This is a genomic window from Streptomyces sp. NPDC002156 (assembly GCF_053593675.1).
In genome coordinates, this window is record NZ_JBSFDA010000233.1 from 1 (window position 1) to 12,919 (window position 12,919).

General features: G+C 71.1%; 8 protein-coding genes. 6 read left to right on the top strand and 2 right to left on the bottom strand.

Annotated elements, in window-relative coordinates; all coding sequences use genetic code 11:
• Together ACWCRB_RS45480 and ACWCRB_RS45485 are read left to right on the top strand one after the other, a co-directional pair.
• Window positions 1–1,500, top strand: a 1,500-nt coding sequence (locus ACWCRB_RS45480) for a thiamine pyrophosphate-binding protein (RefSeq protein WP_451001684.1), incomplete at its 5' end; no start/stop codon positions are given.
• Between the two features lie 311 nt (window positions 1,501–1,811).
• Window positions 1,812–5,678, top strand: coding sequence for a glycoside hydrolase family 2 TIM barrel-domain containing protein (locus ACWCRB_RS45485; protein WP_451001685.1), 3,867 nt, complete (start codon window positions 1,812–1,814; stop codon window positions 5,676–5,678).
• A 22-nt stretch (window positions 5,679–5,700) separates the two neighbouring features.
• On the opposite strand, the gene ACWCRB_RS45490 is transcribed toward ACWCRB_RS45485, so the two are convergent.
• The gene (locus ACWCRB_RS45490) at window positions 5,701–6,897 is read right to left on the bottom strand and encodes a CdaR family transcriptional regulator (RefSeq protein WP_451001686.1); all 1,197 of its coding nucleotides are present in this window, start codon (window positions 6,895–6,897) and stop codon (window positions 5,701–5,703) included.
• A gap of 173 nt (window positions 6,898–7,070) precedes the next feature.
• On the opposite strand from ACWCRB_RS45490, the gene ACWCRB_RS45495 reads away from it, so the two are divergent.
• The 4 genes from ACWCRB_RS45495 to ACWCRB_RS45510 are packed head-to-tail and all read left to right on the top strand — an operon-like array spanning window position 7,071 to window position 10,866.
• Window positions 7,071–8,003 (top strand): substrate-binding periplasmic protein, encoded by a 933-nt coding sequence (locus tag ACWCRB_RS45495; protein WP_451001687.1) that lies wholly within the window; start codon window positions 7,071–7,073, stop codon window positions 8,001–8,003.
• 12 nt (window positions 8,004–8,015) lie between these two features.
• Entirely contained in the window at window positions 8,016–8,789 is a 774-nt protein-coding gene (locus tag ACWCRB_RS45500; protein ID WP_451001688.1) for an amino acid ABC transporter permease, read from the top strand.
• Complete coding sequence (locus tag ACWCRB_RS45505) at window positions 8,786–9,586, top strand: amino acid ABC transporter ATP-binding protein (RefSeq protein WP_451001689.1); 801 nt, start codon at window positions 8,786–8,788, stop codon at window positions 9,584–9,586. Before ACWCRB_RS45500 ends, ACWCRB_RS45505 begins: the two co-directional genes overlap by 4 nt.
• Window positions 9,583–10,866 carry an NAD(P)/FAD-dependent oxidoreductase gene (locus tag ACWCRB_RS45510; protein WP_451001690.1) on the top strand — a complete coding sequence of 428 codons (1,284 nt, stop codon included), beginning with the start codon at window positions 9,583–9,585 and terminating at the stop codon, window positions 10,864–10,866. The genes ACWCRB_RS45505 and ACWCRB_RS45510 overlap by 4 nt, the downstream gene beginning before the upstream one ends.
• A 341-nt stretch (window positions 10,867–11,207) precedes the next feature.
• Here the strand turns inward: ACWCRB_RS45510 and ACWCRB_RS45515 are convergent.
• The coding region (locus ACWCRB_RS45515) for a hypothetical protein (RefSeq protein WP_451001691.1) at window positions 11,208–12,919 on the bottom strand (1,712 nt) is incomplete at its 5' end.

A 12,919-nucleotide genomic window follows, 5' to 3' on the forward strand; every position in this document is an offset into this window, starting at 1 on the left:
GCCAGCCCGGCGACGATGGCCGACGCGTACGCGCGTACGAGCGGCGCGGTGGCCGTGCTGAGCGTGCACCAGGGGCCGGGCCTGACGAACGCCGTCACCGGCATCGCCGAGGCCGCCAAGAGCCGCACCCCGCTCCTCGTCCTCGCGGCCGAGGTCACCGAGCCGAAGTCCAACTTCTACGTCGACCAGGAGGCCCTCGCCCGGGCGGTGGGCGCGGTCACCGCGCGGATCACCTCGGCCGAGGACGCCGTCGACGTGACCTGCGCCGCCGTCCGACGCGCCCTGCACGAACGGTGCACGGTCCTGCTCAACCTGCCGCTCCAGGTACAGAGCCTGGATGTCCCCGACGAAGCCCTGGCAGATGTCTCACCGCCGCCCGAACGGCAGCCGGTCGTACCGTCGGCGGCCGACGTGACGGCGTTCGCCGACCTGCTCGGGCGCGCGCGGCGCCCGGTCTTCGTCGCCGGCCGGGGAGCGCGCGGGACCGGCGCCCGGGAGGCACTCATTGACCTCGCCGAACGCCACGGCGCACTGCTCGCGACCTCGGCCGTCGCCCGTGGCCTCTTCCACGGCAGCCCCTGGTCGCTCGACGTCTCCGGAGGCTTCGCGTCACCCCTGGCCGTCGAACTGATCAAGGGCGCCGACCTGATCGTCGGCTGGGGCTGCGCCCTCAACATGTGGACCATGCGGCACGGCGCCCTCATCGGGCCCGAGGCGACGGTCGTCCAGGTCGACGACGAGACATCGGCGCTCGGCGCCCACCGGGAGGTCCGGCTCGGCGTCACCGGCGACGTGGCACTCACGGCGCGGCACGTGCTCGACGCGGGCGGCGACCAACGGCAGGGCTACCGCACGACCGAGGTCGGCGAGGCGATCGCCGCCCGGGTGCGGCTGCGGGACGTGCCGTACGAGGACGAGGGCGGCCGGGAGCGGATCGACCCGCGCACGCTCAGCATCGCGCTCGACGACATCCTCCCCGCCGAGCGGGTGATCGGCGTCGACTCGGGCAACTTCATGGGGTATCCGAGCGCGTATCTGTCGGTGCCGGACCAGCACGGCTTCTGCTTCACCCAGGCCTTCCAGGCGATCGGCCTGGGCCTGGCGACCACGATCGGCGCGGCGCTGGCACGGCCGGACCGGCTTCCGGTGGCCGCACTCGGGGACGGGGGTGCGCTGATGGGCGCCGCCGACCTCGACACGGTCCGGCGGCTCGGGCTGCCGATGGTGGTCGTCGTCTACAACGACGACGCGTACGGCGCGGAGGTCCACCACTTCGGGCCCGACGGACACCCGCTCGACACGGTCGTGTTCCCGCCGACGGACATCGCCGCCGTGGCCCGGGGCTACGGCTTCGAGGCGGTCACCGTACGCGCGCCGGCCGACCTGAAGGCCGTACAGGACTGGGTGACGGGACCGCGCTCCGCGCCGCTGCTCATCGACGCCAAGGTGACGCGCGAACACGGGTCCTGGTGGCTGGAGGAGGCGTTCAGGGGGCACTGAGCCCCGCCGACCGAGACGGAGTCCTGCCGAGCCATCAGCATCCACCATCAGGATCCAACAGAGTCCGACAAGATTATTGCTTCGGCTGTGTTCGAAGTCCTAGGGTGAGGCTGGCTCGGCAGCTCCCACTGTCACCAGCAGTTGTGTGCTGACCCCATGTCAACTCCCGCACCGCCCAGGTGGGTTGAGCCGCCACCGATGACCAAAGCGCTGCCGGATTCCGGGTCGGATTGTCAACAGGAACGAACAGGATCTGACGCTCCCTCAGTCCGTGCGGCGCACTGTCTGTCGTACCGAGGAAGGTCACGGTCATGCCGCACCCCCACGACTTCGCCGTCAGCCGCCGCCGTCTCCTGGAGGGAGGGGCCGCCGTCCTTGGCGCGCTCGCCCTGTCCGGAGCGTCCACCGCCCAACGGGCCGTCGCGGCGGACGCGTTGGACGCCACGCCCGAGTGGAACGGCCACATCGACGTCTTCCGCCTCGGCACCGAACCGCCGCACACCACGCTGATGCCGTACGCGACCGTCTCCCAGGCCCTCGCCGCAGACCGCACCCGCTCCCCGTACCGGCTGACCCTCGACGGCACCTGGAAGTTCGCGTACGTCGACCGCCCCGACGACCGGGCGACCGACTTCCACCGCACCGATGTCGACGACAGCGCCTGGGACACCATCCCCGTCCCGTCCGCCTGGCAGCTGCACGGCTACGACAGCCCGATCTACATCAACAGCGACTACCCGTGGTGGGGCGCCAACGGCCGGGGCGAGGACGCGCAGCCGCCCGCCGCCCCGACCCGCCACAACCCCGTGGGCCAGTACCGGCGCACCTTCACACTCCCGCGCGACTGGTCGGGGCGGCGGACGTTCCTGCACTTCGAGGGCGTCAAGTCCGCCCACTATGTGTGGATCAACGGCGCGTTGGTCGGCTACCACGAGGACTCCTACGACCCCTCCGAGTACGACATCACCCCGCACCTGAAGCCCGGCACCAACCAGATCGCCGTCGAGGTCTACCGCTACTCCGACGGCGACTGGCTGGAGGACCAGGACATGATCCGGCTGAGCGGCATCTTCCGCTCGGTCTACCTGTACTCGACGCCCGCCGTGCGCCTGCGCGACTTCCGCCTCGACACCCCGCTGAGCGACGACTACACGGCGGCGGAGCTGTCGGTCACCGCGAACGTGCGGGACTACGGCGGCCAGGGCGCCGGCCAGTACTCCGTCGAGACCCAGCTGTACGACGCGGGCGGGCACCCGGTCTGGTCGCGTCCGTTGCAGCAGACCGTCGCGCTCGGCGCCGGCGAGGAGAAGTCCGCACAGGCCGCGAAGGCCGTACCGGCGCCGCGCCTCTGGTCGGCCGAACACCCCAACCTCTACACGGCAGTTCTGCGGTTGCGCGACCCGGCGGGCAAGGTGATCGAGACCCTCTCCCACCGGGTCGGCCTGCGCGAGTTCGCCCTCAAGGACGGGCTGATGCGCATCAACGGCAAGCCGGTCTCCTTCCGGGGCACCAACCGGCACGAGATGCACCCGGTCCACGGCTCGGCGCTCACCCGCGCGGACATGGTCGAGGACATCGGCATCATCAAACGGCTGAACATCAACACCGTCCGCACCTCGCACTACCCCAACAACCCGCTGTGGCTGGAACTCTCCGACGAGTACGGCCTGTACCTCGTCGACGAGACCAACCTCGAGACCCACGGCATCCGGGGCGAGTACCCCGGCAACCACGCCGAGTGGACCACCGCGTGCGTGGCCCGCGCCCAGAACATGGTCCACCGCGACAAGAACCACGCCTCGGTCGTCATCTGGTCGCTCGGCAACGAGGCGGGCGGCGGCACGACGTTCAACGCCATGTACGACTGGATCCGCTCCTACGACACCACCCGCGTCATCCAGTACGAGGGTGACGACCGCCCTGGCATCAGTGACATCCGCTCCGAGATGTACGACAGTCCCGCACGCGTCGAACAACGGGCGAAGGACACCAACGACACCCGGCCGTACGTGATGATCGAGTACTCCCACGGCATGGGGAACTCCAACGGCAACTTCAAGAAGTACTGGGATCTCGTCCGCCGCTACCCCGTGCTCCAGGGCGGCTGGATCTGGGACTTCGTCGACCAGGCCCTCGCCTGGCCCACCCCGACGCGCAAGCTGTTCACCGAGTCCGGGCCCGCCGCGCTCCAGGGCGAGATCGTCGCCGGTGGCGGCACCTTCACCCGCGAGGAGGGCCTCTCCGGCGGGACCGTCTTCGCGCGCGACACGGGCCTCGATCTCACCGGCTCCCTGACGCTGGAGGCGTGGATCACCCCGCACTTCCTCGGCTACCACCAGCCCGTCATCGCCAAGGGCGACACCCAGTACGCCCTCAAGCAGTCGGACAGCGGCCTGGAGTTCTTCATCTACGGCGGCGGCCAGTGGATCAGCGCCTACTGGGCGCTCCCCGACGACTGGACCGGCACCGAGCACCACATCGCCGGTGTCTTCGACGCGACGACGGGCACCCTGACCCTCTACGCCGACGGCGTGGCCCGGGCCACCCGCACCACCACCCGGCGCCCCGACATCAACACCGCGCCCCTCGCCCTGGCCACCGACGTCGACAACCCCACCCGCGAGTTCAGCGGCACCATCCGACGGGCCCGCGTGTACGCCCGTGCCCTGAGCGCCGCCGAGTTGGCCTCCGACAGCCGTGGCCCCGGCGACGACGGCGTACGGTTCTGGTTCGAGGCGGCCACCGTCGGCCTCACCGAGAAGCGGCCTCGCGACAAGACGTTCTACGCGTACGGCGGCGACTGGGGCGACAACCCCAACGACGGGGCCTTCTCCGGGGACGGCATCGTCACCGCCGACCGAGGGCTGACCGGCAAGTCCGCCGAGGTCAAGCAGATCTACCAGGCCGTGCAGGTCACTTCGGGGTCGGCGCCGGGTGTGGTCACCCTCACCAACGAGTACCTGTTCACCAACCTGCGGGAATTCGACGGGCGTTGGGAGCTAGTGAGGGACGGAAGGGTTGTGCAGCGCGGCAAGTTGAGTCGCAGTCAGTTGGATGTGCCGCCGCTGTCCGCGAAGGACATCACCGTGCCGTTGACGCTGCCCGGCGACCCGGCGCCGGGTGCCGAGTACTTCCTCCAACTGTCGTTCCACACCCGGGAGTCCACGGAGTGGGCCAAGGCCGGCTTCGAGGTGGCCCGGCAGCAACTCCCCGTCGACGCGGGCAGTCCAGCGGTCACGCCCGTACCGCTGGACAGCGTCCCGACGCTGAGCCACGAGGACGGCGACGCGTCGGTCACCGTCAAGGGCAAGGGATTCTCGGTCACCGTCGACAAGAAGACCGGCGCGATCACCTCGTACAAGGCGGGCGGCGCGCAGTTGATCTCCTCCGGGCCCGTCCCGAACTTCTGGCGGGCGCCCACCGACAACGACCGGGGCAACGGTCAGCACACCCGCAACCAGACCTGGCGCGACGCGGGCATCGGGCGCACGGTCACCGGCGTCAGCGTCCGGGCCCTGCGTGACCGGGCCGTCGAGATCAAGGTCGCCGGCACCCTGCCCACGACGACGGCATCGACGTACACCACCACCTACACGGTCTTCGGCAACGGCGAGATCAGGGTCGACAACACCCTTCGCCCAGGGGTGAGTTCACTGCCGTACATCCCGGAGGTCGGCACCCTGCTGTTCCTGCCCGGCCGGCTGGACCGGCTGCACTACTACGGGCGCGGCCCCGAGGAGAACCACTGGGACCGCAACAACGCGACCGACGTGGGCCTGTACTCAGGGACGGTCGACGGGCAGTGGAGCGGCTATCTGCGCCCGCAGGAGAACGGCAACAAGACCGACGTTCGTTGGATCGCGCTGACTGACCGCCGGGGTACCGGTCTGCTGGTCTCCGCCGAACCGCTCCTGGAGGTCAACGCCTCGCACTTCACCCCGGAGGACCTGTCCGTCGGGGTCCGCCACGACTACCAGCTCACCCCGCGCGACGAGGTCGTCCTGCGCCTGAACCACCGGCAGATGGGCGTCGGCGGCGACAACAGCTGGGGTGCGCACACCCACGACGAGTACAAGCTGTTCGCCAACCGCGACTACTCGTACAGCTACCGGCTGCGCCCGCTGACGGACGTCGACGAGGCGATGGCGGCCTCGCGGCGACCCACGGCAGGGGAGTAGCCAGGCAAGAGAAAGGGGGGCGTCATCCTTCGTCGGGGGTGGCGCCCTCGCCCAACTCGTCGGTCAGACACGCCAGATACAGGGCCATGGTGGTCCGGTGTTCGCGGAGCGGGCGGCCGGTGAGCTGCTCGATCTTGTTCATCCGGTAGACGACGGTGTTGCGGTGGATGTGCAGGGCGGCGGACGTCCGTACGAGGTTGAAGCCGCTCTCGCACCAGGCGGTGATCGTGTCGCGCAGCACCGGCCAGTCCGGCTGGGCCCGCAGATTCGCGGCCGTCAGTTCGACGAGACGCCTCCGGGCGGGCTGGTTCACCGCCGCCAGGACCTGGTGGACGCGCAGTTCGGCGATCAGATGCACCCGGGGGCTGCCCGTCACGCGGGCGCCGAGGCGCAGCGCGTCACGGGCATCCTGCCAGGAGTCGCGCAGACCGGCGACGGAGACGGCAGGTTCGCCGATGCCCACGCGGGCGGTCAGACCGTCCTGCGCGGCGATGACATCGGTGAGCCGTCGGCAGTCGGCGGCCAGGGAGGCCACCTCGGCTCGCGCCGGCAGGCGGCGCAGTACGCCGATCCAGCCGGGGGCCGTGGAGGCGACGATGTCCTGCGGGTCGGCGAAGACCTCACGGACCGTACGCAGCAGCTCCGAGCGGATCAGTGCCATGTCCCGGGTGGGTGCGCCCTGGCGGCGGGCGCCCGCGTCGGGCACGCTCACCTCGATCGCCACCGCGACCCGTTGCAGCCGCAGGTCGAAGCCCAGTTCGGCGGCCCGGAAGACGAGGAAGTCGCCCTCCACGACCTGCGGGTCGTACGAGGCGATGTCGGCGAGCAGGGTTTCCGCGGCCCGCTCGGCGAGCAGCCGGGAGCGCAGCATCACGGACTCCCTGAGCAGGATCTCCGTCTGGCGCTTCACCAGCAGGCCGAACCGGCGTACCTGGGCCGGTGTCCCGGTGATGCCGACGGTGCCCACCGCCTGTCCGCCCGTGACCAGCGGCAAGGTCATCCCGGGGCGTACTCCGCGGAGTTGGTGGGCCTGCGAGGCGTTGTGCGTGGCGGGCTCCTGGGTGCGGATCACCTCGACCGATGCCTCGTGGAAGCTGCCGACCCGGCTGCTGTCACCGCTGCCGATGACCATGCCGTCCGCGTCGGTGATCAGCACGTTGAAGCCGATGACCGCGGAGGTGTCCCCGGCGATCTCCTGCGCGAGTGACGGGCTCAGCACGCTCGTTCTCCTCCCGTCCTCGTTCCCGCGACCGTCTTTCGTCCCCTAGACGACTGGACGCAACGTACAGGAGAACGATCGAATTCAGCCACAACCTCGTACGGAGTGACCGGTGACGCAGCGTGCCCGGGTCCTTAGCGTATGGGCCTCACCAGTACGGAAGGCCGACGCCCATGACCCGTATACGCCCCCTCGCCGCCGCACTCTCCGCTGTCCTCCTGACGCTGACAGCCGCAGCCTGCGGTTCCGGCGACGACGACGCCCCGACCAACGTGTCCGCGAAGACCGCCGCGCTGGGCACGCTCACGCCCGGTGTCATCAAGGTGGCCGTCCAGCCGTACGCCCCCTACACCACCGTCCAGGGCGACAAGATCGTCGGCCTGGACGGCGACATCCTCACCTACGTGGCCGAAAAGCTCGGTCTGGAGATCAAGCCCCAGGTGACCGACTTCGCCGGCATGCTCGCCGGAGTGCAGTCCCGTCGCGTCGACATCACCATCGGCGGCGTCGCCTGGTCCGCCGAACGGCAGAAACAGGGCCTGTTCACCGACCCGCCCTACTACTCGCCCCCGGCGATGGCCGTCCGCAACGGCAAGACGTACAAGACGGTCGACGACCTCAAGGGCCTCGAACTCGGCACCGTCGAGGGCTATGTGTGGGTCAAGTCGATCCAGTCCGTCCCCGACGCCAAGCTGCACGCCTACCCCGACGCCAACGGGGTCTTCGACGACCTCGGCGCGGGCCGCGTCGACGTCGGCTTCCTCGACCCGCTGATCATCATCGCGGCGCAGAAGGAACGCCCGGAGCTGAAGATCAGCACGCAGTACCTGACCCCGCCGACCGCCGCCGAGGTCAAGGCCAAGCCCGACTACCAGTACTTCCAGCCCTACCAGACCGGCTTCTACCTCCCCAAGAAGGCCACCAAGCTGGAGCAGGCGATCTCCGCGCAGATCGACGCCATGTACACCAACGGCGAGATGGCGAAACTCGTCAAGAAGTACGGCGGCGACCCCGAGCAGTTCCTCAAGCCCGCCGCCGATGTCGCCGCCGCCCGCCGGGGTGTCGACCGGCCCCAGGACTGGACCCCGCCGTCCATCGCGCAGTGAGGGGATGCTGACATGCCCGACCTCGCCGGCGTTTTCGAAGTCCCCTGGTCCGACTACCGGTCCGACCTCCTCGACGCCCTCTGGCGCACCCTCTCCTACACGGCCGTGAGCTTCCTCGGCGCGGTGCTGCTCGGCCTGGCCGTGGCACTGCTGCGGCTGAGCAGGGCATGGCCCGCGCGTGCCGTCGCCGCCGTCTACACCGAGCTGTTCAAGAACATCCCGCTGCTGGCCATCATCTTCCTCAGCTACTTCGGGCTCGCCTCGGCGGGCCTCCGGCTGGACGTCTTCACCGCCGGCTGTCTGAGCCTCGTCGTCTTCTACGCCGCCTACCTCTCCGAGATCTTCCGCTCCGCGATCAGCGGCGTGCACGCGGGACAGACGGAGGCGGGACAGGCGCTGGGCCTCGGCCGGGCAGGCATCTTCGGCCAGATCATCCTGCCGCAGGCCGTACGACAGGCGCTGCCCGGCACCAACACCATGCTCGTCGACCTGCTGAAATCCACCTCGCTGCTTGTCACCGTCTCCGCGGCCGAGCTGATGTCCGAGGGCCGGCTCATCACGTCGTCCACCTTCAGGGCGCTGGAGGTGTATCTGGTCATCTCGGCCATCTACTTCGCCCTCTGCTACCCCCTCTCCCAACTGCTCCTCCTCCTGGAACGGAAAGTGCGAGCGGGCGTCCCTCTCTCCCCGTGGCGCCGCCGACGCCTGCGGGCGGCGCGTGCGCTGCTCGCCCAGGACGCTCCGGACTCACCTGTGGGAGCCGACGCGAAGGCAGGTGCCGTATGACCGAGTCGCTCGAAGCAGCGCGCAGCACACCCCGGACTCCGGAGTCGCCCGAGCCAGTCGTACGGATTGAGGGGTTGCGTAAGTCCTTCGACGGCCGAACGGTCCTCGACGACGTCCACCTCACCATCGGCCGGGGACGCATCGTCAGCGTCATCGGCCAGAGCGGCGGCGGGAAGACCACCCTGATGCGCTGCGTCAACCTGCTCGAACAGCCCGAGCACGGCACGATCGAAGTCGCCGGCGAGATCGTCCACCAGGACGGCCGCACGGTCTGCCGCGACCTGCCACGGCTGCGCCGTACCGTTGGCATGGTCTTCCAGCGCTTCAACCTGTTCCCGCACCTCACCGCGGTGGAGAACGTCGTCCTGGCCCAACGCAGGGCAGGGGTGGCGGAGTTGGAGGCACTGGAGCGCGCTGTCGCACTCCTGCGCCGGGTCGGTGTCGCCCACCGCGCCCTCGCCCTGCCCGACCAGCTCTCCGGCGGCGAGCAGCAACGCGTCGCCATCGCAAGGGCGTTGGCCCTCAAACCCGAACTGCTCCTCTTCGACGAGCCCACGTCCTCCCTGGACCCCGAGGCCACCCGGGAGGTACTGAGCGTGATGCGGGAACTCGCCGCCGACGGAATGACGATGATGCTGGTCACCCATGAACTCCCCTTCGCCCGCGAGGTGTCCGACCATGTCGTCTTCGTGGACGGCGGCCGGATAGTGGAGGAGGGCACGCCTGAGGACGTCCTCGGCGCCCCTGCCCAGCCCCGCACCCGGGAGTTCCTCGCGTCGTACGGCTCCACCTCATGACCGGCGGTGTGCCGGACAGCAGCCCTGTGGCCGTCGTGGGAGGCGGTGTCGTCGGCCTGTGCACGGCGTACTACCTGGCCGCGGCGGGCCTGCCGGTGGTCGTGATCGAGCGGCGCGGACTTGGCTCGGGCGTCTCCCGGGGCAACGCGGGCTGGGTCTGCCTCAGCCATTCGACGCCCGTCCCGGCCCCCGGCGTACTGCGCTACGCCCTGCGCTCGCTCGGCCGCCCCGACTCGCCGCTCTACCTCCGTCCGCTGCCCGACCCGGCGTTCGCTCGGTGGCTCTGGAGGTTCTGGCGCAGCAGCACACCGGCCGCGTTCCGGCGCGGCTACGCGGCGATCGCCGAACTGAACCGGCCCACCTTCGACCTCTTCGACGGTCTGCGCGAGGCAGGGGTGGCCACGACGCTCACCCGGCCCGGCATGGTGCACGCGTTTCTGTCCGAGGCCGAGGCCCGCCATCACCTCGCGGTCCAGCGGGAGATGGCGGACGGCCACTATCCGATGCCGTCCGATGTCACCACGGGCGCCGAGGCACATCTGCTGGACGAGGCATTGTCACCTCGGGTGCGCGCGGCCTACCTGGTCGAGGGGGAGGGGGTGGTGGACCCGGAGGCGTTCGCCCGCGCCCTCGGCGAGGCGCTCGGCGCGGCCGGGGTGAAGGTCCACGAGAACGCGGAGGTGACGGGGTTCAGGACCGAGGGAGGCAAGGTCACCGCGCTGAGCACCGACCAGGGCGACATACCCTGCTCGACGGTCGTCGTCGCGGCCGGCATGCGCTCACCCGACCTGCTGCGCACCCTCGGACACCGGCTGCCGCTCCAGGCGGGCAAGGGCTACAGCTTCTCCGTCGACCTGGACCCCGCGCCCCGGCACACCCTCTACTTCGGCGAACGCAGAGCCGTCGCCTCACCGATCGGCGGCACCACGCGGATCGCCGGCACCATGGAGCTGAGCGGCAACAACAACCGGCTCGACTGGCGCAGAATCGTCGCCGTGGCCAGGGCGAGCCGCCACTACCTCGGCCAGTGGTTCGACGACCCGGACGACCTGGTGAGCCTCATCCGCGAACCCTGGGTCGGCGGACGCCCGTTCCTCCCCGACGGACTCCCGGTCATCGACCGCCTCCCCGGGTACGACAACGCGTACACGGCCACCGGCCACGGCATGCTCGGCGTCACCCTGGGCCCGGCGACCGGGCACCGGCTCGCGGAGTACATCCGGACGGGGAGTCGGCCGGAGGCGCTTGTGCCGTTCGGGTTCGATCGGCTGCGGCGCTGAGTCTGACGGACGTGTTGAGGCCCGTACGTTCAGGGGTTCACCGGCGAGTCCAGGGCGTCCCGCGGGCAGGTGAGCGCGTGCCTGGGCGAACTCGGCGCCCGGTTCGCCGAGTTCACGCTCTGTGATGGGGAAGGAGACGGGCGCCGCCTTCACCCGAGCAACGCTGTCGTCGCGGTTGACGACCACTTGCCGGAGGAGTCATGGGTGCGGATGCCGTATCGACCACGCGTGAGGTGGGCGAGGAAGCGGCGGCGCCGGGCCTGCTGGGCGGCGACTCCGCGGCAGCGCACCCTTGCCGGCCCTGGCCGCCCGCCCGTTACGCCCCTCATCGGCTCGCTCGCCTATGTGGATACCGCCGGGTCCACGCCCCACGCCTCGGCGCACAGCGCCCGGTCGACCTCGGCCGTGTAGTGGGCGGCGGCGAGCCAGGCGCGGGTGAACCGGTCGACGTCGGCCGGGGCGAGGCGGCCGAAGGCGTCGCGGGAGCGGTTCGTCGCGGCGGCGTGGAGTTCGTCGAGGAGTTCGGCGGCGGTGACGAACCCGAGACGCTGCAGGCGTCGGCTCTCGGCGGCGCTGTCCCCGGGAAACGCCAGCGCACGACGGCCACCGGAAGCGGCCTGGTGGACACGGCGGCGCAGGAGATGCAGCGGTGCCTCGTCGACGGTGGGCGGGGTGCCGGCCGGCGGGGGCGCCGAGGTGGATAGGTCCGCGTGCTGCAGACGGTCGAGGCCCAGGTCCAGGCGGGCGTCGGGATCGTCGGGGTGCGCGGTGGCGAGGAGCAGCGCGCGGGGGAGCGGTGCCGGGGTGAGGCGGGCGATGATCCGCAGCCGGGTGTTCCGGGCGGCGGCGAGAAGGCGGAGGTTGTCACGGTAGGGCAGCGCGGGGTGGTCGTGGGCGGCGGCGAGACGGAGCGTCAGGCCGTCGCAGTCGGCGAGCAGACAGTCGCCCGCCGCCTCGCGGACCGTACCGACGAGAGTGACGTCGAGAAAGAGCAGACCGTGGCCGCCGCCCAGGGCACGCGCGACCTGCTCGCCGACCGGAGCGGTCCAGAGGCGGTCGAGCGGGTCGGTGCTCCAGGTGGCGCCCGACGCGCGTACCGCCCGTACGCCCGCGCCCGTCCCCAGCCGTCCCGTCGGGGAGACCGTGGCACCGGACACGGCGAGCCCCGCGCGCGACAGCTCACGGTGGGTCAGCGTCGTGTCGCCGATGCGTACCGCCCGGTCGGCGGCGCCCACGGCCCGGCCGGAGCCGCCCGGGGCCACGTCGGAGACCGTGCAGAGGCGGCCCGTCGCGTCGACCGTCCAGGTGACGGCCCCTGCGTACCCGGTCGCGGTCAGGATCGGCTCGGAGAAGAGCCCGTACAGGCGCAGGGAGCCATCGGGGGAGTAGGGCTGCCGTACGGTGCCGCGCAGCTCGGCGAGTTCCGCGCCCGTGGCATTCGGGAGACGGTGGGCGACTCCCAGGGCGTCACGGAGCGCGGCGACCAGATCGGTGAGGCGGTACGCCGGGTCGGCGGCGCGGGCCGCGCGGAGCCCGGTAACCACGGAGACCGACGAAGCGGCAGCCCTGGGCAGCCCGGTGAGCCGGGCGGTGTGCGCCGCCCGCAGCAACTCCGCCTGGAGCACGGCACCGGCTCCGTCCGCACCGGCTTCCAGGACTGCGCCTGCGGCGTCGTACAGGGTGCTGGCGGCGGCGCTCTGTTCGGCGGTGGTGCGGTCCGCTTCCGACGGGAGGGTGGTCGGGGGCGAGGGTGAGGACGCGGGAAGAGCGGAGGCGTGGGTCTCTTGCGCTGCCTCGGCCTGGGCCGCGGCTCCGGCCCCGGGCATGGGCTTGGCCTCGGCTTTGGCTCCCGCACCGGAAACGGCTCCAGCTTCGGCGTTGGCCCCGCCTTCGGCGCCGGACCTGGAGTCGGCCCTAGTCCTGGGCCTGGCTCCCGCCCCGGTGCCGGGCTTGGCTCCGGCATCAGCCTCGGCTCCGGCCCCGGCCTCGGCTCCGGCCCCGGCCTCGGCTCCGGCCCCGGCCTCGGCTCCGGCCCCGGCCTCGGCTCCGGCCC

What these genes read in the sequence shown, in the direction of transcription:
- ACWCRB_RS45505 (WP_451001689.1), top strand. Translation starts at nt 8,786, where the DNA reads ATGACCGAGTCGCTCGAAGCAGCGCGCAGCACACCCCGGACTCCGGAG.
- ACWCRB_RS45500 (WP_451001688.1), top strand. Translation starts at nt 8,016, where the DNA reads ATGCCCGACCTCGCCGGCGTTTTCGAAGTCCCCTGGTCCGACTACCGG.
- ACWCRB_RS45485 (WP_451001685.1), top strand. Translation starts at nt 1,812, where the DNA reads ATGCCGCACCCCCACGACTTCGCCGTCAGCCGCCGCCGTCTCCTGGAG.
- ACWCRB_RS45495 (WP_451001687.1), top strand. Translation starts at nt 7,071, where the DNA reads ATGACCCGTATACGCCCCCTCGCCGCCGCACTCTCCGCTGTCCTCCTG.
- ACWCRB_RS45510 (WP_451001690.1), top strand. Translation starts at nt 9,583, where the DNA reads ATGACCGGCGGTGTGCCGGACAGCAGCCCTGTGGCCGTCGTGGGAGGC.